The organism is Methylophaga frappieri (genome assembly GCF_000260965.1).
Classification (GTDB): Bacteria; Pseudomonadota; Gammaproteobacteria; order Nitrosococcales; family Methylophagaceae; genus Methylophaga; species Methylophaga frappieri.
Genome location: NC_017856.1, coordinates 2,083,515 through 2,104,488, shown reverse-complemented (window position 1 = coordinate 2,104,488; position 20,974 = coordinate 2,083,515). Strand labels below are relative to the sequence as shown.

The following is a 20,974-nucleotide window of genomic DNA, read 5'->3' as shown; positions in this document are numbered from 1 at the left end:
TTAAACTCATCTCATACAATCTCGGTTACCTGAGATTGCCTGTCGCAGTGGTGACTGATTGCACCCTTTGGCAACAAAACCTTGCCATTTTTCTGGCAATTGCCGCCATGCCTGCCGCGCTTGTGCTTCGGTTTCAAACTCAGCAAAAACGCAGGCACCTGTACCGGTCATTTTCGCTGTGGCATATTGCGCCAACCAATCAAGTGCCTCGGCAACTTCCGGATAACGCCGGCGGACTACCGATTCGCAGACATTCCTGCCTTCCCCCTTAAGGAAGCGCGATATTTTGATAGGTTCGCAGTCGCGTGTCAATTCCGAATCGGAAAATATTTCCGCAGTAGATACCTGACAATTCGGTATAACAACGAAATACCATGCTTCTGGCGGGGTTATTGGCGTCAGAATTTCGCCAACCCCTTCTGCCCATGCCGCCTGACCATAAACAAAAACCGGTACATCTGCGCCTAACTTCAGCGCCAATTCCGCCAACGCCGAATCAGATAACTGACACTGCCATTGCCGATTCAGCGCGACCAAGGTGGTGGCAGCATTGCTACTGCCCCCTCCCAAACCACCGCCCATCGGCAACTGCTTGTTAAGCGCTATCTGCGCACCTAAACTTGTTTTAGTCGCGGCTTGTAACAGCTTGGCTGCCCGATATATAAGGTTATCTTCGTTAGCAACCCCTGATAGTTGTGGAGTAACGCTTATCTCTGGCGAGCTGGTCACAGTGACAGTGAGCTGATCCCCATAGTCCAGAAACTGAAATGCCGTTTGCAACAAATGATACCCATCTGCCCGCCGCCCGGTGATGTGCAAAAACAGATTAAGCTTGGCGGGAGCCGGCCAATGACAACACGTCATTCACTTTGCCAAGCAGACACGACCAGACGCACGCTTAATTGATCACGTTTGATAAAAATTTTATCGGGAACATCGGTGCCCTGAAACGGAACATAGCGCATAAAACTGACTTGCCAGCCTGCTTGTTCCAAAGCAACTAGACGACCATCACGATCCAGCTCTCGATAGGTAACTGCCGCTTCTGAGAAAGGCAAGCCTTTAACCCAATCGCGTAACGCGCTTATCGGCAACTGCCAGCCCAGCACTTCTTCTAGTAACTGCTCTGGCGTAGCCGCAACATAGCGTTCGCCCGATGAGTTGGTTAATAAAACCGCATTCTGGTCACCAGATAAATTAACCGCCCCCTGAGAAAACGGACCCGTCAAGCGTATTTCAAATTGGTCTGGGCTTTGATGCCAACTGACCCCGGCATTCCAGCCTTCTTTGCCCTGCTGAATGGCGGTACGACCACGCAGTGTCCAGTTGTCTAGTTGTTTCAATTGTGATTGACGTTCCAGCCAGAGTGTTTCAGCCGGCGCCTGAGGCTTGCTCTGCCAGAGTGTGCTACATCCTGATACCAACACCCATAATGTCAACAAAAGCAGCTTTTTTATCATTCAAAGCGTTCCATCGTTTCCGTGAGTATGTCATTGTCAGGATATTTTTCTAATGCCTGCTGCCAGATTTTTCTGGCCTCGCGGCGATTTCCCTGCACCCACACTACTTCTCCCAGGTGCGCACTAAACTCGGCATCATCCTGCACAGCCAAGGCCTGCCGCAAATAGGTTTCCGCCTTTTCCAGATCACCCAGCCGGTAATATACCCAACCAAGACTATCCAGATAGTAGGGGTCGCCAGGTTTAATCTGCAACGCTTTTTGAATCATCTCCAGTGCTTCCTGATGACGATCCGTTCTATCTGTCAGGGTATAGCCTAGGGCATTTAATGTTTGCGCATTATCCGGATCAATGGCCAAAATCCGGCGCAGATCCGTTTCCAGCAGTGTCAAATCATCCAGACTCTCAGCCAGCATGGCGCGACTGTACAGTAATTCAAAATCATCAGGAAACGCTGTCAAGGCTTCCGAATAAACGCGCATCGCCTCTTCGGAAAGGCCCTCATCGTGTAAAAAAGATGCCTCAAATATATAAAGCTCACGGGCCTGTTCAGGTCGCTCCTGACGCAACAAGCGCAGATGCTGACGGGCTTTTGCCATATCACCTTGATCGGCAAGTAAACCAATATAGCGGGCCTGCGCACTATCAAACCGCTGACTTTCTGCTGGGACCGAAGCAAACCAGACCAGTGCCGCATCATAATTGCCGCTCATTTCTTCAGCCAAGCCCATGAAATAACCAACCTGTTGCGCAGGATCGCCCTTACGTAAAACTTCCGTAAAATAGGTTCGGGCAGTATCGCCATCCTGTTCTTCCAGCGCTAGCAGACCCAAGGCAAACAACACATCTTGATTATCAGGATTTTCGAGATTTAATGCCTCAAAAACGGCTTTGGCCTCATCCGCATGTCCGTTTTCACCCAATAATTTTCCGTAAGCAAATCGCAGCTCAGCACTGGCGTCGGGTTTCTTGGCAACGTTGGCAATCAAATCAAGCGCCTGCTCAGGCTTGCCAGTACGTTGAAGAATTTCAGACTGTAATGTCAAAAATGGCTCGTGTTTCGGTTGCTCCTCGAGCAAGGCATCAAGCTCAGCATGCGCCAACGCCCATTCCCGGTAATGCGCAGCAAGCCGCGCATAAGCAAAACGGGTATCTGCTGATTGTTCCTGATAACTCTGAAGAGACCGCATCATTGGCAGCGCTGTCTCAGCATCTTCCATTTCACTTAGCTGTTTAGCAAAAGTTGCCAGATATGGGATGGTCTTTTCCGGCGCCAAGGCAATCGCCTTATCCATAGTCTCAATCGCTTCGCTATACTGCTGATTATCAATTAAAAACGGAATTTGCATGATCTGCACATCCGCATCGTTAGGATCGACTTCTTTCCAGCGTGACAACGCTCGATTAATACGCGCACGATCTCGGGTAAATGTAGCAACCCGGGCTGCCCGATCAGCCAACAAAGGTGAGTCAACAGAATTGGCGGCCTGTTCATACATATCGCTGGCAATGCCAATCGCCCCACGCTGACCTGCAATTTCTGCCGTCAGAATGTAATACACCAGCTCTGGTGTCAGAGGTTTATAGGTAACCGCTTCTTGATCGGGTGTTTCAGGCGCAGATTTCTCCGCAACCGGTTGTTTATTGGTTTCACTCTGGGTCGGTTTGGCAGCACAGGCAAACAACGCAAAAGGCAGGACCAGCCACACCATTTGACGCGATGCTCCGCGAAAACCGAACCAAAACTGTTCTAATAAATCCATATAAAAACGACCTGCGTGATTGAGTTTGATAGAATGGCTAATTTTGGTTTATCACACATAATGCACCCAATATTCCGGGCTGAGGCTGTAGAGTTTACCAGCATTTAATTGCGATACTTGCTTATGCATCTTATCTGTTTCGGCATCAACCATACCACAGCCCCCATCGCACTTCGCGAACAGTTCAGTTTTGACGATAAGGCGCTGCCTGCTGCATTAACATCGTTGCATCAGCAAGCCGATATTAATGAAGTTGTCATCATCTCTACCTGCAATCGAACTGAACTGTATTGTCATGTCGACGAGGACTATGACAATGGCATCAGCACATGGTTGCAACAATATCGCAGTGGCCTTTACGAAGCGGTTAAAGATAGTCACTATCAATATCATGATACCGATGCGGTTCAGCATTTATATCGAGTGGCTTCCGGCCTGGACTCGATGGTACTGGGTGAACCGCAAATTCTCGGTCAATTAAAAACCGCTTATACGCAGTCTTTAAATGCGCAAACCTTAGGCAAATCGCTGGGTAGACTGTTTCAACATGCTTTTACTGTCGCCAAACAAGTCCGAACAGATACCGCGATTGGCAGCAGTCCGGTTTCGGTAGCTTTTGCTGCAGTTAGTCTCTCCAAACAAATATTCAGCAACCTCAAGCAAGCCACAGCGCTATTAATCGGCGCCGGAGAAACTATTGAACTGGTGGCCCGCCACCTCCAAGACAATGGCATCAAACGCATGATTATTGCCAACCGATCAGTAGAACGGGCACACAACTTAGCCGCCGACGTAAATGGCTATGCGATAAGTTTAGGTGAAATGCCGGCACATCTTGCTGAAGCGGATATTGTCATTAGTTCTACCGCCAGCCAGTTACCGATTTTGGGCAAAGGCATGGTAGAGAGCGCATTGAAACAACGCAAACGCCGACCGATTTTCATGGTCGATATTGCTGTGCCACGCGATATTGAGCCTGAAGTCGGGCAGCTTGAAGATATTTACCTGTATTGCGTCGATGATTTGCACGATATTATCGAAGAAAATCTGCAGTCACGCCGTGATGCTGCGAGACAAGCAGAAGAAATTATTGATAGCCAAGTCAGTCACTTTGCTGGCTGGATGCGCAGTCAGGACGCTGTCCCTGTCATTCGAGCCATTCGCGATGAAGCACAGCAACATAGTGCCAGCGTTCTTGATAAAGCACTTAAACAAGTGCAGCAAGGTGTTCCTGCTGAACAAGCGATGGCGGAATTAGCACGAACGCTGACGAACAAATTACTTCATGAACCCAGCCGACAATTACGTTTATCCGCCTTTCAGAATGATGATGAAAATCTGCTGATCATGGCCGCACGCCAACTCTTTAATATCAAGGATTAAGCATTGAAAGAATCGATCCGCCACAAGCTTGAAGCCTTAACTGAACGACATGAAGAAATCAGTGGTCTGCTCGCCGATCCTGAGGTCATGGCTGACCAAAACAAATTTCGCTCCCTGTCCCAAGAGTATGCGCAACTGGAACCGGTGGTCACTAATTTTGCTACCTATCGTCAGGTTATTCAGGATATTGAAGAAGCTGGTGCCATGTTGTCGGAGGCAGACGCGGATCTGCGAGAAATGGCGCGTGAAGAAATTGCTGCCGCTGAAGAGCGCCAGGAAAAGCTGGAACTGGATCTACAAAAGCTACTGCTTCCGAAAGATCCCAACGATAATCGCAATATTTATCTTGAAATCCGCGCTGGCACCGGCGGCGATGAGGCGGCTATTTTCTCTGGCGACCTGTTCAGAATGTACAGTCGATACGCCGAGCGTCGCCGCTGGCAAGTCGAAATTCTCAATAAAGCCGAAGGCGAACACGGCGGATTCAAAGAAATTATCGTCCGCATTGCCGGTGAGGGCGCTTATTCCCGCCTGAAATTCGAATCCGGCGCCCACCGTGTGCAACGGGTGCCGGAGACCGAGTCACAAGGCCGTATTCATACTTCTGCCTGTACCGTGGCAATCTTGCCTGAAGTCGATGAAATCGATGAAATCGCGATTAACCCTGCTGATTTAAAAGTGGATACTTTTCGCTCCTCGGGAGCCGGTGGACAGCACGTTAATACCACTGATTCCGCCATTCGTATCACTCATCTGCCGACGGGTATTGTGGTCGAATGTCAGGAAGAACGCTCGCAACACAAGAACCGCGCCAAAGCCATGTCTGTTTTACAATCCCGGATCATGGCGGCTCAAGTTGAAAAACAACAATCAGAACAAGCCGAAACCCGTCGGCTTTTAGTTGGCAGCGGCGACCGAAGTGAACGTATTCGGACCTATAACTACCCTCAAGGCCGAATAACTGATCATCGCATCAACCTGACCCTGTACAAACTTAATGAGATTATGGCGGGTAGTCTGGAAGAGGTCATTGAGCCATTGATTAATGAATACCAAGCTGATCAACTGGCCCTGCTTGCTAAAGACGAGTAAAGATCACGTTGCCAACCAGTCTCGAACGGGCAAGAACGTTTCATAAAGTTGAGCTTCAGGGGTACCCGGCTCGGGTGCCCAATGATAACGCCACTTAACCAGTGGCGGCATCGACATTAATATGGATTCGGTGCGGCCGCCAGACTGAAGTCCAAATAAGGTGCCCCGATCATAGACAAGGTTAAACTCAACATAACGACCGCGTCGGTAACATTGAAAATCTCGCTCACGCTCGCCATAAGGTAGTGTCATTCGACGTTTTACGATCGGTTGGTAAGCTTTAATATAACTATCGCCAACGGCTTTGATGAAATCAAAACTTCGCACAAAGCCCCACTGATTCAAATCATCAAAAAAGATCCCGCCGATGCCGCGCGCCTCATCACGATGTTTCAGATAAAAATAGCTGTCACACCATTTTTTAAACTCTGAATACACCTCTTCTCCAAATGGCTGACAGGCCTGAGAGGCGGTCTGATGCCAGTGCCGCGCATCTTCTTCAAACCCATAATAAGGCGTTAAATCGTAACCACCGCCGAACCACCAAATGGGTGGCTCATTGTCTTTCTCTGCCAGAAAAAAACGCACATTGGCATGTGAAGTGGGCACATAGGGGTTTAATGGATGCATGACTAATGACACCCCCATTGCCGTAAAACGTCGTCCTGCGAGTTCCGGACGCGAGGCTGAGGCCGAAGCAGGCAAGGCATCGCCAAAAATTTCTGAAAAATTTACACCACCTTGCTCAAACACTTCCCCGCCCTGCATCACACGAGTTCGACCACCGCCACCAGCTGGGCGTTGCCAAGCGTCTTCTACAAACCGGCCTTGACCATCTGTTTTTTCTAACTCATTACAAATATTATCTTGTAATGACAGTAAGTATTCACGTACTAATTTTAAGTTCGGTTCTGTCATCGTAAAACGGCTCCCGTTTTCGCATCCCGAATCGTGCTAGGACGCAGCTGACCGCCACAGGGGCCAGCCAGAATATAGTCAAGTTTGGGCAGTTGCCAACGCACCTGATAACCGGTTTTTACTGGCTCACGTCCCGTTAAATTGGCACTGGTAGAGACCAGTGGTTTACCAAATGCCCGGCACAAACTCGCCGCCAAAGGATGATCCGTTACCCGCACGGCTAATGTGTCTCGCCCCCCGCTAAGTAGCGGATTGATGTCTGGTCTGGCAGGAACTAACCACGTATTTGGACCCGGCCAACTGGACATAACCTGCTGCAACATTGCTGCAGGCAGTGGCAAGATATAGTCCTGCAATTGATTAAAATCAGCACTGATCAGGATCAAACCTTTATCAAAAGGGCGTTGTTTAATTTGCAACAACTCGAGCAAGGCTATTTCATCGTCTGGATCACAGCCCAAGCCATAAACCGCCTCAGTGGGATAGGCAATAACGCCGCCGGCTTGCAGGGCCTTGACTGCTTGTCGAACTCGAAAACCGGTAAAAGACTTTTTTTGCATAATCGCGCCCTTTTATCTTTTTTTAAGACATTTCACGCCTATTTTTAATCATTTTCTCAATTATCGGCATGATAATAACCCGCATCGCTTCCGCCATCAGTGGCCCCGGCACCACCAGCGAGTTGGCAGAAGTTTGTCGTGCAGACGGTATCGCTGACAAGTACAAGCCCATCTCTAGCGGAGGGGTTTGAAAGCCAATCACACACAAACTTTCTTCTGCAGCCGGAATAGCCGGCACCGCAAAAGGATTGGCCGTATCAACCAAAGGTAACCTTTGAAAATTAATATGGGTTCGAGAAAATTGCGGCGTGATATAGCGAATATAATCCGGCATGCGTTTTTCAATAATGTCAGCAACATCCTGTTGTGAGTAGCCACGATTTAAACAATCACGCTGGATTTTTTGTACCCACTCCAAATTAATTACTGGCGCCACACCAATAAGTAAATCAGCAAACTGCGCGATATTCACTAAATCGGTTACCGCCGCACCATGAAGCCCTTCATAAAACAGTAAATCAGTTGCTGGTGGGACAGACTGCCATGAGGTGAATTGGCCTACCGGTGAGCCGAGTTGAGCTGCTTCTGCCGCATCATGGACATAATGTCGATACTGGCCTTGACCCGATGCGGCATAATTGGCAAACAAGCTTTCGAGTGACACCAAATCATTGGCCTGTGGACCAAAATGGGTCAATGTCCAACCGGCTTGTGCAGCATGTTCGACCGCCGCTTGCATCGATTGCCTGTCGTAGCGATGAAAACTGTCGCCTTGAATCATCACAGCATCGAGATGTAACTGAGCAAAAATATCGGCAAAGGTTTGCTTAACGGTTGACGTGCCCGCCCCCGAAGACCCGGTTACCGCAATGATCGGGTGGGCAACAGACATACGCGTACCTCCCAAGCAGACGAATTAATTATCCGGCTGCTCCCTTGCCACCGCGCGATAACCAATATCACGACGAAAATACGCATCCTGCCAATGAATCATGTCTAATGCGTCATAGGCATTATGCTGTGCTTCGGAAACAGACTTGCCCAGTGCTGTGACACACAAAACACGCCCTCCTGCCGTGACAACCGCCCCCCCCTGTTGCTGTGTACCAGCATGAAACACTTTGGCCGAGGTTGCAGCAGCTAAATCCAGACCGGTTATCACATCGCCTTTACGATAAGTATCCGGGTATCCACCAGCAGCCATCACCACTCCAATGGCAGCCCGCTCATCCCATTCAGCGGAAACCGTGTCCAGTTTCTTATCAAGCGCGGCTAAACACAACATAGCCAGATCAGATTTTAGGCGCATCATAATTGGCTGCGTCTCTGGATCACCAAACCGGCAATTGAACTCTACGACTTTCGGCGCACCCAGACTATCAATCATCAATCCAGCATATAAAAACCCGGTGTAAGGTCGGCCATCAGCAGCCATACCACGCACTGTTGGATATATGACTTCGTCCATAATGCGTTGAAAAACCGCATCAGTGACGACTGGAGCGGGAGAATAAGCCCCCATCCCGCCGGTATTTGGCCCTTTATCACCATCATCCCGGGGTTTGTGATCCTGTGAGGTGGCAAGAGGTAAAACATTGTTGCCATCCACCATAACAATAAAACTGGCCTCTTCCCCAGTCATGAAATCTTCAATCACAACACGGCTGCCGGCCTCACCAAATTTGTTCCCTGACAACATATCTTCAACAGCCGCGATTGCCTCTGCTTCCGTTTGCGCAACAATCACCCCTTTGCCAGCCGCTAAGCCATCCGCTTTCACAACAATTGGGGCGCCTTGCGTTTCAATATATTTTGTCGCGGAATGCACCTCTGTAAACACCTGATAGGATGCCGTTGGAATATGATGACGGGCCAAAAAATCTTTGGTAAAACTCTTTGAGGCTTCAAGCTGTGCTGCCGCTTGTGTTGGCCCAAAACAGCGCAAATTCGCATTTTGAAATGCATCAACAACACCGGCAACCAAGGGGAGCTCAGGCCCAACGACCGTCAGATCAATCGCTTCTTGTTGAGCAAAAGCCACTAAGTCTGAAATGCCATCAACGGCAATCGGCACATTTTGAATACCCGGCTCTGCGGCAGTGCCCGGATTACCCGGCGCCACAAATACAGTTTCGCATTGCGCCGACTGACTCAGCTTCCAGGCCAGCGCATGCTCACGACCACCATTACCAATTACCAATATTTTCATTGCCTGAACCACTTTCCGGAAAGCCGCTTATGATACCGCAGCGCTAGTCATAACCAAAGCCTGAATACAATTGCAATGAATGCAAAAAACACCGTTTTCAGCATAAATAAATCGGCGTGATCAGCATAGCCTCACAATCAAAAAACAATAAAATTACACTCGGCAAATTCCCATCGCGTCAGTGTTAGTGTATGATCCGCCCCTTGCTGCCCGGGTGGTGAAATTGGTAGACACAAGGGACTTAAAATCCCTCGCCTTTAAAAGCGTGCCGGTTCGAGTCCGGCCCCGGGCACCATCAAATGCAAAAAAGCCTCAACGCGGAAACGTGTTGGGGCTTTTTTTGTGTCTGGCTTTTCGTCACTCTGGTGTGTTCTTCAAGCAGGACTCGGCTAAAACTTCCCGACCACAGAAGTGCTATAGTTCTGATTACTATGAATTTCTCAACATCTGAAAAAGTCATACTCGCCTTTACCGCATTTTATACCACTGCTTTTGCGGTGTTTTTTATTGGTGAAGTCAATATTGAGTTCATTGCTTACGTCGTTGTCATCATCTTCATATTTGTGCTGCTATATGGCACGCTCGATAAAACGAAAATCCCCGCCCCGATTTTGGCTGGCATCTCGCTATGGGGGCTGCTGCATATGCTAGGCGGCAGTGTTCAAACAGCAGATGGTGTGCTTTACGCGTGGAAAATCTTCCCTTTCTTTGATGGTGGTGGCGAATTTTACATTCTTAAATTTGACCAAGTTGTCCACGCCTATCTGTATGCCATCATCGCCCTTTTATTCCTTCACTTACTGCGTAATTACTTCGGCAATAAACATAGTCAGCTGCTTATTGGCTTCATTGCGATCATGGCTGCGTTAGGTGTCAGTGCTGTCAATGAAATGCTCGAGTTTATTGCCGTTTTAACAGTGCCTGATAATGGCGTCGGCGGTTATCACAATACCTTGCTGGATATTGTTTTTAACTTTGCCGGGGCCTTGTTTGCTGTACTGGGATTTTACCTGTGGCATCACATTTTAGAGCGAGATGCTTAGCTTTTAGCCTCCTTATCAAACACCTGTCGCACATAAAAATACACATAGTCCAAAACCGAGCACGGCCAATCTCAGCGTAATGCCCACCTGAATAACAACACGCTTATCCAACCAAGCATTTGCCGTCACATAACAGGCGAAAGTTAAGCAATACAGACCGTATTTCGTCCTTGATTTTTGGCTTTATACAGTGCTTTATCCGCTTCTCCTAACAAAGCCTCAGGCGGGATATCGGCCTGCACATTATCGAACTTGAATGAAGCGACGCCGCAACTGATGGTAACGACGTCACTATTTTTATTTTCTTCATGCATGATCTTGGCATCAGCAACCTGCACTCTTAATTGCTCTGCAATACGAAACGCACTATGTTCATCTGTCGCCGGCAAAATAACGACAAACTCTTCGCCGCCATACCGGGCCAAAACATCGCCAGAACGTTTGATATTTTTACGCAAAATATCCACCACTCGTCTGATACAGTCATCGCCGGCAAGGTGTCCGTAATGATCGTTATAAATTTTAAAATAATCGATATCGATCATGAGAATAGATAAGTCATCCTGTTCACGCTTCGACCGAAAAAATTCTTCTTTATAACGTTCGTCAAATGCCCGCCGATTGTAGACCCCCGTCAATCCATCCCGCAGTGCAATCTCTTGCTGGACTTTGAGCCTGGATTCAATTCGAATCGCCCAATACAACAGGCTCTCGACAACTAAAAAACCCAAGATGGCTAACAAAATATTGAACTGATTACTCCGATGAAATTCGGCAAGCTCATCATCTGCAGGTGTCCAAACCAGAATCGTACCAATGGGGTTTCGTTCAGGATCAACAGACCCTAGATAATCAATTAACGGAAAACTGGTCATGGCATAAGCCTTGTTATTAACCAGAATCAGTTTGGTTGCCATATCACCCAATAACTGGGATGCATTGGTTTGATTAAGCATGTTATTAATTTGTTGCTCATTTGTTGACGCCTCCAACAAATGGTTTTTTATCACCAACTTGGTTTTGACATAGTCTTTTAAAAAGTCTGGCCACATGGTTTCTTCGGCGTGAGCCATGGTCATTAAGACTGCAAATTCGGCGTTCAAAACCGATTTCAAATCATCCAGCATCAGATTAAAGGAGGTGCCGGCCTCTAGCGCCCCGACATGATGTCTGTCAGCAAAGACATTTTCTCGATAAAAAACCGGAACCACACCGCGAATACCAGCATAAACACGGCCAGACTCGAAACCGCTTGAGGGGATTTGTTCAGTATTGGTTGCCACAACGCTATGACGAATTTCAGACAGATCATCACCAAACTTTTCCGGCTTGTGTACCCGCAGAAAAGAAATATCGATCGGTAGATGAAAATGCAGTTGACGTACCTTAAAGTCTTTTCTTAGCGCTTGCCAGCCCCGCTCAACAACCGCATACAGCTGGGAACGAATTTCAGCTGCAGTCTCACCGCCAGGTCCTCCGCCTTCTGCTTCAACAGCAACTTTACCTTGGTGGAATAGTGTTGTGACTTCTTGATCATTAGCAATGTAGGTTGCTGTCTGCAACATAAAGCTGCTGAGCTGATCCAGGGTAATCTGATAGGCATGCCGAAGTTGTTCACCTCGCTGCGAAAGCGTTTCATGCAGAGCATCTTTGGAGGCGGTGTAATTAGTCCAAACAAACAAACCATCAAAAATGAGGATCACTAACGTTACAAAAAGAAAGATATTTTTCTTGTCTTTTCTCATCTCTGCATCACAGATTAAAGGAGAAAATGAGCGTTACTCAGCACTCACTTTTAGAACTACCTTACCCTAATTTGCACGATTATAGCCATTGATAGCTTAGCGAAATCATCATCAGGAAAAGTTTGCTACCGGCAAGAGTTTTGCATCATCTTGTTTTTAGATATGATGATGCAAAAATTCACAGGAATGACCTGCTTGTAATCATGCGGCGCCCGTTTTTTTCATCACTTCTGTATGGCTTGTTAATACTGTCTTTGTTGCTTTCCGGCGCACAGGCACAGATTCAGTTCATGCCTGTAAGCACTGCCCATGAAACAATGTCAGATTGTGATGAAGATCATGCCATGCCGATGAACCCCCAACATGACCATGATTGCGGTGATCAGTGCGATTGTTACTTTGCACACACGAGTGTTGCGCTCTCACCGTTGCCTGTCACACCATTTAAACAGCCGACTTCTCAGTACCTGAGCGGGCAGCGCGATACGCTGCATCCTTCCCCTCCGAATAGCATAGACCGCCCCCCACGCAGCTAGATCTTCAATTCAACCTTTGCATTGCTCGAGTGGCAATGCCGATTTGTTTTATTGAGGATAGATTATGTTTTTATCTTTACGCATGCTGACAGGTCTACTGATCTGTTTGATGGCGACCACTGCCATCGCCAAAACCACGGAATATCATCTGGTCGTGGCTTATCAAACTGTGAACGTGACCGGTAAATCGGTACAAAAAATTGCCGTCAACGGTCAGATCCCGGGCCCGGTACTGAATTTTACCGAAGGGGATACGGCTATTATTCACGTTGAAAACAAGCTGGACCAACCCACATCTGTGCACTGGCATGGCTTATTATTGCCACCAGAGATGGATGGCGTACCGGGGCTGGGCGGTTTCAAAGCCATTCCGGCTGGCGAAACCTTTACCTACCAGTTTGATCTGCGCCAGAACGGGACATACTGGTATCACGCGCACAGCGGTACGCAAGAACAGGAAGGGCATTATGGTGCTTTGATAGTCCATCCCGCCCCGGATCCAAAAATTCAGGCTGACCGCGACTATGTGATTGTCCTGTCGGACTTTAGTGAGGAAACCGGACAACAGATTCTGGCTAATCTTAAAAAAAGTCCGCATTACTACAATTATACCCAGCGTACCGTTGGTGATTTTATGCGGGATGTCGACCAACATGGCTGGTCATCCGCATGGCAAACCATTAAAAACTGGGGCTCGATGCGGATGTCGCCAACCGATTTGGCAGATGTTGGCTATGATGCTTTTTTATTAAACGGCCATACCCATGAGCAAAATTGGACCGGCCTCTTCTCCCCTGGTGAACGCATTCGGTTACGATTTATTAATGCTTCGGCCATGTCATTCTACGATGTCCGAATCCCGGGATTAAAAATGACCGTCGTTCAGGCGGATGGCCGTTATGTCGAGCCAGTCACCGTCGATGAGTTTCGGTTTGGTGTTGCCGAGACTTACGATGTCATCGTCACGCCAACATCGGAAACGGCTTACACCATTGCTGCCGAATCGATTGATCGAACCGGTTTTGCCACGGGCACACTCGCGCCCCACCTAGGAATGCGTGGTGAAATGCCAGCACATCGGCCCCGCAGTCTGCTGACCATGGCCGATATGGGACACCATCATGGTAGTCACGGTCATCATGTGGTGTCTCATAATCAAGATGATCTCCCACCGAGTGGCTGGGCTGAAGCCGGCACCCCTATCGGCCATAAAGCACTGCAGTATGCGGATTTACGAGCGCTTGAACCGCAGGAGGATATTCGGCCGCCGAGTCGAGAAATTGAAATCGTGCTGGGCGGCAATATGCAACGTTACATCTGGACCCTGAACGATAAAAAGTTTACCGATGCCGATTTTGAACCCATTCAATTGCAATACGGTGAACGGGTGCGGCTGGTGTTTATTAATGAAACCATGATGGCACACCCCATGCACCTGCATGGCATGTTTGTGCAACTGGATAATGGTCAGCCAGCGGCCACAATGCCGGACAAACATACCGTCAATGTGCCACCCGGAGAGCGTTATGCCGTTTTGCTCACCGCAGATGAGCCAGGCGAATGGGCATTTCATTGTCATCTTTTGTATCACATGTCATCCGGCATGATGTCTCAAGTTATCGTTGCCGAATATGGTACTGACCTCATTTCACCGGCGAGCAATCATGGAGCGCACCATGATCATCATTAAACCTCTATCAATGTGTATTTTGGCGACGGTATTTAGCTTGTTTGGTCTAGCCGTCAACGCCGATGCACTGCATGACGATCATGGCGGCGCGCTTTATCATGCCTTGTGGTTGGAGCTTCAACGGGGTAATGACCAAAGTCACGTTGAATGGCAAGGCTGGTCAGGAGGCGATACGCATAAGCTCTGGCTACAAGGGGAGACAGAAAGTCATGATGGCAAACTGGAATCCAGTGAAATCTGGTTCATGTATAGTCGCCACGTCGCCGCCTTCTGGGATTTTCAAATCGGCTTACGCCATGATACGCAGCCAACTTCAACCAGCTACGCCACGCTGGGCTTCAACGGATTGGCACCATACTTGTTTGTCACCCAGAGCCATGTTTTTGTCAGTGAACAGGGGGATGTCAGCGCGCGTCTGGAACAAAAAAACCACCTGTTATTTACGCAGCGTTTTGGTATTGAACCCTATTACCAGCTTGATTTTAGCGCGCAGGATGTGCCTGAAAACGACTTGGGTAGCGGGTTAAATCAGGGTGAACTTGGTATTAAGTTGTTTTATGAAATTCACCGCAAACTCGTGCCTTATCTCGACCTGAACTACACACGTAAATTTGGCCAAACGGCTGATTACGCCAAACAACATGATGCTGAAACAGCCGATTGGACCGTCTCATTAGGTATTAGCCTGCTATTCTGAACGAGACCAGCACCAAGGCTTGCCGATGATGCAGCCTTGGTGCATTTCTACCCCGTATTTAATAACCGGCAAACTCCGTGTGGTAGTCATCAATCAAATCTGCCTGCATATCCTGAAAATCGATGTCGCTCATTCGCATTTGCGTTAGTACGAATTCGCGGGCAGTCGGCCACTCTGTATCCGTTTTGCCATACTTATACTGAGTGGCCACCGCCGAAGCCATTTTCATCAGCGCAAACACATTTTTTGCATCAATAGTGGGGCTTGCTTCTGTTAAATACTCTGGATCATGATGCCGCAAGATCAACTCGCAAAGCGTGGCCGGTAAATGCCAGGATTTGGCAATGAAATAGCCGACTACGGCATGATTGGTTCGATAATGCCCCTCTTCCACCTCGGTAAACTTATGCTGGCTGGCATGATTGGCTTCGAACAAGACCTGACGATAGTCCTGAAATTTAATTGACATAACGGGGATGCCGCAGTCGCGAAACAGGCATAAGGCATATAACAAATCAACATCAACTTGACGATTAAGTCGAAGATAATCCACCACCAATCGCGACATGGTGGCAACCTCCATGGTGTTATCCCAGAATTTTTCCAGTGATATGGAGGCTTTGCCTTTCACCGCATGCCTCAACGCAAAATAGTTCACCAATACCTGAATCCGTTTGGTGCCCAGCATCACCACCGCTTGCCGAATATCCGATAATTTTCGGGGTAGACCGAACATAACCGAATTGACCGTTTTTAAAACCAATGCCGACAAAGCGACATCACGGCTAATGACTTCCGCAATATCTGCTGAGTCTGCATCCGGTTTATCCAAGGCCTGATTGATTGCCAACAAAATATCCGGTTTCGGGGGAATATCGAACTGTAGCTTTGGATCCTCAGGTGGCAGGTTATTCTCAGACATAAGCTTCCGTGGGTCAGGTTAAATTATGGTAAACATAAACGGCTAAAGACCGTTCAGCAATAAATTGTCGTCTTGCCTCGCCTATACAATACCGTTTTTCGTTGAATCTCCCTATCAATCTTTAACAATTCAAGTCGATGAACTTATGGCCAAACCGCAGACTCCTAGAAGGTCAAGCCTAATCAAAAAGGAGAATTATCATGTTTTCCCGCCGTCAATTTGTTCGTGCCAGTGCCGCTGCCGCTGGCAGCTTGTTGGTATCGCCTTTTCTGTCATCCAATTATGCGGTGGCAGCGGATGCCAAGCTACCGCCATTACCGGGACCATTACTGCAAAGACCGATCCCTTCAACTGGTGAAATGATCCCCATCATTGGGTCAGGTACATCAGGTAGTTTTAATGTCCCTGTTGGTTCCGATGAATACGAAAATTTACGTCACGTTACCAAGGCATTTTTTGCAGCTGGCGCAACCATCTTTGACACCTCCCCCAATTATGGCAATGCCGATACAGTACTGGGAGAGATTCTTCATCAAGATGGCTGGCGCGAGCAGACCTTTCTGGCCACAAAAATTGCTGCAGATAATCGGCAAATGGCCGAACAACAATGGCGGGAATCACAACGTCGGTTGCACACCGATTCGGTCGAACTATTGCAAGTACATAACCTGCGTGACTGGAAAACACAGCTCAAATTCGCAAATGAATTAAAAGCGTCGGGAAAAACCAAATATGTTGGCGTCACGCATTATCTGGAAAGCGGTTTGTCAGAAATGACACACATCCTGAACACCGAGCCGCTCGATTTCATTCAAATTCATTATTCTGTCAATGCCCCTGAAGCGGCAGAAACCGTTCTACCGCTGGCTCAGGAAAAAGGGGTTGCCGTATTAATCAATCGGGCTTTTGATGATGGCCGGTTATTTGGCGTCGTTAAAAACCAACCATTACCAGATTGGGCTGCAGAGGTTGAGGTACAAACCTGGGCGCAATTATTTCTTAAGTTTGCACTCAGCCATCCTGCCGTCACAGCGGTGATTCCAGCGACCAGTAAATTAAAGCATCAAGTTGATAATCTGGGAGCGGGCACAGGTCCCATGCTAAATGCCGCACAACAGCAACAACTAATCACGCTGTTTCGTTAATGGGTGACGCATTTTGCAAACTAAACTGAGTCAGTTTTTTAACGTTGACGCGCAGGAGCTACCCGCCGTTCTAGTCGGTATTCTGATGTTTTTCCTGCTATTTACCGGCTATTTTTTATTACGTCCGGTACGTGAAACAATGGGTATTGCCGGTGGCGTTGATAACTTGCAATGGTTATTCACGGGGACGTTTTTAGCGACACTTGCTGCCTTACCCTGTTTTGGCTGGTTGGCTTCGCGAGTTCCCAGAAGACAAATTCTGCCTTGGTTGTATGGCTTTTTTGCGTTGAATCTGGTCGCTTTTGCAGTGCTGTTTCAAGGGCAGGAGAGCCCCGTCTGGGCAGCGCGAAGTTTTTATATCTGGCTATCCGTATTTAATTTAATGGCCATTTCGCTGGCCTGGAGCATTCTGGCCGATATATTTAACCCCGATGAAGCCAAACGACTGTTTGCGATGATTGCAGGTGGGGCCAGTCTTGGCGGTTTAACCGGGCCTGTTCTTGGCATTTTGCTGGTCACGCCACTTGGCCATAGCGGTCTCGTGTTAATCAGCGCCGGATTGTTGCTCGCCAGCGCTGCCTCAGCAATCTGGTTGCGACGCTGGCGAGATCGTCACCCGCTAGCCGAGATCTATCAAATCAATGCCGATCAGCAAGGCAAAAACCCGCTTGGCGGCAATCCGTTTTCAGGCGCTGGCCATGCGTTCAAATCGCCTTTTTTGCTGGGTATTATTGTGTTTGTCCTGCTACTGGCGAGTGTCAGTACCTTCCTGTATTTCGAGCAAGCCAGACTGGTTGCTGAGAGGTTTCCTGATCCCGTTCAGCAAACACAGGTGTTCGGTGTTATCGATACCGTTGTACAGACATTGGCCATTATCACTCAGCTGCTGATAACGGGGCATCTGGCACGCCGCTTTGGTGTGACGGTGCTGCTGGTTGCTGTGCCCATCATAGTCGCATTTGGTTTTTTGTGGCTGGCTTTCGCACCGGTATTTGCCATTTTGGCGGTGGTCATGGTGGCGCGCCGTTTTGGTGAATATGCGCTGGTCAGACCCGGCCGCGAAATGCTGTATACCGCTGTTCCTGATGCGGACAAGTATAAAGCCAAAAACTTCATTGATACGGTTGTCTACCGAGGTGGCGACGCGATCAGTGGCTGGGTAAAGCGGGGCATCGATTTGCTGGCGGAAAATCCCAGTGTTGCGATGTTGCTGGGCAGTGTGCTGGCGGCTGTCTGGGCATTCACCGGCTGGCTGCTTGGCCGGGCCTACCGAGTTCGATTACTGCAAAAGCCATCCGAAGAGAGTTAAGCGGTTTCGGCCAGTTTACCGATATCGAAGTGATCAAACTGCTGGCTTATGTCTGCCAGATTTTGCTGTACATAATCATAAAATGCTTGCGCCACCGGGCTGAGATGCTTTCCTTTTGGGTGCACCAAACACCAACTACGCCGTAAATTAAAATCCTTGATCGGAATTGGTCTGAGCAAACCGCTTTGCAGCTCCGCCACCACGCTTAGTTGGGGGACTACCGCAACGCCAAGACCGGCCATCACGCCCTGCTTTAAGGTTTCGATGGATCCCATTTCCATCATTGGTCGCGCCGTTAAATGCCGCTGTTGGCAATATTGTTCTAATGCCAACCGGCTACCTGACCCTGCTTCGCGCATTAATAGTGGCTGCTGGACAAACTGTCGCAAACTAATGGGCTTGCGGCTATCCAACGGGTAATCCGCCCCCATGACCGGGATTAAGGCATTATCCAAAAACGGTAAAATACTCAAGGGCTTATCTGTCGGCACCAGCCCCATGATGACCAGATCATCACGATTTCTCGTCAATCCCTCAATGGCACCGGCACGATTAACCACCCGTAGTGAGGCACGAACGCCCGGGTACAATTGTAAAAATCCTTTTAGGATGTGCGGGACAACATATTGTGCCGTATTAACCAAACACAAATTTAATTCGCCCGCTAGTTGACCGCGCAGCGCTTGTAATTCGCTTTGCAAATTACCGAGCTGCTCAAACAGACCTCGCACTGTTTCTGCCAGCTTTTCGCCAGCGGGGGTCGAATAGAGTTTACGCCCCACATATTCGAAAAGCGGGGCTTCAACCGCTTCTTCAAGCTTGCGGATTTGTGAACTAACCGCGGGCTGGGTCAGGCCAAGCGCCTCTGAGGCACGTCGATAGCCACGGTGATGATAAACCGCATGGAAAACCTGTAATTGCCGGAATGTCAGCCGGTTAAGTAATTGTTGTAAATTAAGTGACATCGACACTTCTCTCTTATTGATAATTTATAACTTATCATTAAACAAAATTTTATCAATTTTTAATTATATCGAGACTGATTTACGCTTTTGTCATTCGTTCAGGAGCTCGTCATGCTGAAAAAAGTCTTGATTGCCAATCGCGGTGAAATTGCAGTCCGTATCATTCGTGCCTGTGCCGAGATGGGCATTCGTTCGGTTGCGGTTTATACCGATGCAGATAAATACAGTCTGCATGTTAAACGTGCCGATGAAGCCCACTCGTTAGGGGATGATCCCGTCGCTGGTTACTTGGATCCGTTACGGATTGTTAATCTCGCACTGCAAACTGGCTGTGATGCGATTCACCCTGGCTATGGTTTTTTGTCTGAAAATGCCCGTTTCGCTGAATTGTGCGAACAATATGGCGTGACATTTATCGGACCAAAATCATCCGTTATTCAACAAATGGGCGATAAAACTGCAGCGCGCGATAGTATGCGTGCTGCCGGGGTTCCCATTACGCCTGGCTCTGATGGCAATCTTGCCAATCTGGATGAGGCCATCGCCTTGGCAACCGAAATCGGTTACCCCGTGATGATTAAAGCGACGTCTGGTGGTGGTGGCCGTGGTATTCGGCGATGTGATTCGGAAGCAGAATTGCGACAACAATTTCCCCGGGTCATTTCCGAAGCAACCAAAGCATTCGGCAGCGCCGATGTCTTTCTTGAAAAATGTATCGTGAACCCGCGTCACATCGAGGTCCAAATCTTGGCGGACTCACAGGGCAATGTGATTCACCTTTATGAGCGGGACTGTTCGATTCAGCGACGCAACCAAAAACTGATTGAAATTGCGCCCAGTCCACAATTAACGCCTGAACAACGCGACTACGTTGGCGAGTTAGCGGTCAAAGCAGCAAAGGCCGTCGGTTACGAAAATGCCGGCACGGTCGAGTTTTTACTGACCGGTAATCAGGTGTATTTCATGGAAATGAATACCCGCATTCAAGTCGAACATACCATTACCGAACAAATTACCGGCGTCGATATTGTTCGTGAACAGCTTCGTATTGCCAGTGGTCTATCCTTGAGTTATCGCCAGCAAGATATTCAATATCGTGGCTTTGCATTGCAGTTTCGTATCAATGCCGAAGATCCTAAGAATGACTTTTTACCGAGTTTCGGGCGTATTACTCACTACTATGCGCCTGGCGGGCCCGGTGTTCGGATTGATACGGCGATCTACACGGGGTATCAGATTCCCCCGCATTTTGATTCCATGTGCTTAAAACTCGTCGTCTGGGCACTCAATTGGGAAGATGCAGTTGATCGTGGCCAGCGCGCACTCGACGATATGCGTCTGCATGGGATTAAAACCACGGCCACCTATTACCAACAAATTCTAAATCACCCGGATTTTCGTCAGGGCCACTTTGATACCAGCTTCGTCGCCGGTCATCCGGAACTGTTGAATTATTCTGAAAAACGTCATCCCAGTGCGGTGGCACTTGCCATTGCCACCGCACTGGCTGCCCATGCTGGCTGGTGATTGCCCCCAT

Annotated in this window: 18 protein-coding genes and 1 tRNA gene; 9 read left to right on the top strand and 10 right to left on the bottom strand. The window is 48.5% G+C overall.

The features are described from left to right. Nucleotides 1–6: 6 nt before the first annotated feature. From ispE to Q7C_RS10060, 3 genes are read right to left on the bottom strand one after another with little or no spacing between them, the layout of a single operon-like run. Nucleotides 7–864: a 4-(cytidine 5'-diphospho)-2-C-methyl-D-erythritol kinase gene (ispE, locus tag Q7C_RS10070; protein WP_014704655.1), complete on the bottom strand. Its 858-nt coding sequence runs from the start codon at nt 862–864 to the stop codon at nt 7–9. Then, nucleotides 861–1,460, bottom strand: coding sequence for a lipoprotein insertase outer membrane protein LolB (gene lolB, locus Q7C_RS10065; protein ID WP_014704654.1), 600 nt, complete (start codon nt 1,458–1,460; stop codon nt 861–863). The genes ispE and lolB overlap by 4 nt, the downstream gene beginning before the upstream one ends. Continuing rightward, nucleotides 1,457–3,223 carry a tetratricopeptide repeat protein gene (locus Q7C_RS10060; protein WP_014704653.1) on the bottom strand — a complete coding sequence of 589 codons (1,767 nt, stop codon included), beginning with the start codon at nt 3,221–3,223 and terminating at the stop codon, nt 1,457–1,459. Before Q7C_RS10060 ends, lolB begins: the two co-directional genes overlap by 4 nt. Nucleotides 3,224–3,346: 123 nt before the next feature. On the opposite strand from Q7C_RS10060, the gene hemA reads away from it, so the two are divergent. Both hemA and prfA read left to right on the top strand, forming a co-directional pair. Continuing rightward, on the top strand, nt 3,347–4,606 hold the full coding sequence (gene hemA, locus Q7C_RS10055; protein ID WP_014704652.1) for a glutamyl-tRNA reductase: 1,260 nt from the start codon (nt 3,347–3,349) through the stop codon (nt 4,604–4,606). Nucleotides 4,607–4,609: 3 nt separating this feature from the next. Beyond that, a complete protein-coding gene (prfA, locus tag Q7C_RS10050) occupies nt 4,610–5,698 on the top strand; it encodes a peptide chain release factor 1 (protein ID WP_014704651.1) in 1,089 nt (362 codons plus the stop codon). 3 nt (nt 5,699–5,701) lie between these two features. Here the strand turns inward: prfA and hemF are convergent, their stop codons facing one another. The 4 genes from hemF to purD are packed head-to-tail and all read right to left on the bottom strand — an operon-like array spanning nt 5,702 to nt 9,385. Continuing rightward, nucleotides 5,702–6,616: an oxygen-dependent coproporphyrinogen oxidase gene (gene hemF / locus Q7C_RS10045; RefSeq protein WP_014704650.1), complete on the bottom strand. Its 915-nt coding sequence runs from the start codon at nt 6,614–6,616 to the stop codon at nt 5,702–5,704. Continuing rightward, complete coding sequence (gene tsaC, locus Q7C_RS10040) at nt 6,613–7,176, bottom strand: L-threonylcarbamoyladenylate synthase type 1 TsaC (protein WP_014704649.1); 564 nt, start codon at nt 7,174–7,176, stop codon at nt 6,613–6,615. The genes hemF and tsaC overlap by 4 nt, the downstream gene beginning before the upstream one ends. A 22-nt stretch (nt 7,177–7,198) precedes the next feature. Beyond that, the gene (locus Q7C_RS10035; RefSeq protein WP_014704648.1) at nt 7,199–8,068 is read right to left on the bottom strand and encodes a phosphoribulokinase; all 870 of its coding nucleotides are present in this window, start codon (nt 8,066–8,068) and stop codon (nt 7,199–7,201) included. Between the two features lie 24 nt (nt 8,069–8,092). After that, nucleotides 8,093–9,385 carry a phosphoribosylamine--glycine ligase gene (gene purD, locus Q7C_RS10030; protein WP_014704647.1) on the bottom strand — a complete coding sequence of 431 codons (1,293 nt, stop codon included), beginning with the start codon at nt 9,383–9,385 and terminating at the stop codon, nt 8,093–8,095. 208 nt (nt 9,386–9,593) lie between these two features. Between purD and Q7C_RS10025 the strand changes: the two genes are divergently transcribed. Together Q7C_RS10025 and Q7C_RS10020 are read left to right on the top strand one after the other, a co-directional pair. Next, nucleotides 9,594–9,680 (top strand) — tRNA-Leu (locus Q7C_RS10025). A 4-nt stretch (nt 9,681–9,684) separates the two neighbouring features. Then, nucleotides 9,685–10,428, top strand: coding sequence for a DUF2238 domain-containing protein (locus Q7C_RS10020; protein ID WP_238532307.1), 744 nt, complete (start codon nt 9,685–9,687; stop codon nt 10,426–10,428). A 143-nt stretch (nt 10,429–10,571) separates the two neighbouring features. Here Q7C_RS10020 and Q7C_RS13365 read toward each other — a convergent pair whose 3' ends face one another. Next, nucleotides 10,572–12,173 carry a sensor domain-containing diguanylate cyclase gene (locus Q7C_RS13365; protein ID WP_014704644.1) on the bottom strand — a complete coding sequence of 534 codons (1,602 nt, stop codon included), beginning with the start codon at nt 12,171–12,173 and terminating at the stop codon, nt 10,572–10,574. Nucleotides 12,174–12,773: 600 nt separating this feature from the next. Between Q7C_RS13365 and Q7C_RS10005 the strand changes: the two genes are divergently transcribed. Both Q7C_RS10005 and Q7C_RS10000 read left to right on the top strand, forming a co-directional pair. Beyond that, nucleotides 12,774–14,399 carry a copper resistance system multicopper oxidase gene (locus Q7C_RS10005; RefSeq protein ID WP_014704643.1) on the top strand — a complete coding sequence of 542 codons (1,626 nt, stop codon included), beginning with the start codon at nt 12,774–12,776 and terminating at the stop codon, nt 14,397–14,399. After that, a complete protein-coding gene (locus Q7C_RS10000; protein ID WP_014704642.1) occupies nt 14,386–15,096 on the top strand; it encodes a copper resistance protein B in 711 nt (236 codons plus the stop codon). The genes Q7C_RS10005 and Q7C_RS10000 overlap by 14 nt, the downstream gene beginning before the upstream one ends. A gap of 58 nt (nt 15,097–15,154) precedes the next feature. Here Q7C_RS10000 and Q7C_RS09995 read toward each other — a convergent pair whose 3' ends face one another. Next, nucleotides 15,155–16,018, bottom strand: coding sequence for an HDOD domain-containing protein (locus Q7C_RS09995; protein WP_014704641.1), 864 nt, complete (start codon nt 16,016–16,018; stop codon nt 15,155–15,157). 200 nt (nt 16,019–16,218) lie between these two features. Between Q7C_RS09995 and Q7C_RS09990 the strand changes: the two genes are divergently transcribed. Next, nucleotides 16,219–17,163: an aldo/keto reductase gene (locus tag Q7C_RS09990; protein ID WP_014704640.1), complete on the top strand. Its 945-nt coding sequence runs from the start codon at nt 16,219–16,221 to the stop codon at nt 17,161–17,163. 13 nt (nt 17,164–17,176) lie between these two features. Beyond that, entirely contained in the window at nt 17,177–18,472 is a 1,296-nt protein-coding gene (locus tag Q7C_RS09985) for an NTP/NDP exchange transporter (protein WP_014704639.1), read from the top strand. Here the strand turns inward: Q7C_RS09985 and Q7C_RS09980 are convergent. Further along, the gene (locus tag Q7C_RS09980) at nt 18,469–19,437 is read right to left on the bottom strand and encodes a LysR family transcriptional regulator (RefSeq protein WP_014704638.1); all 969 of its coding nucleotides are present in this window, start codon (nt 19,435–19,437) and stop codon (nt 18,469–18,471) included. The two genes, Q7C_RS09985 and Q7C_RS09980, sit on opposite strands and share 4 nt — an antisense overlap. Before the next feature lie 111 nt (nt 19,438–19,548). On the opposite strand from Q7C_RS09980, the gene Q7C_RS09975 reads away from it, so the two are divergent. Next, nucleotides 19,549–20,964, top strand: coding sequence for an acetyl-CoA carboxylase biotin carboxylase subunit (locus tag Q7C_RS09975; protein WP_014704637.1), 1,416 nt, complete (start codon nt 19,549–19,551; stop codon nt 20,962–20,964). The last annotated feature ends 10 nt before the right edge of the window (nt 20,965–20,974 follow it).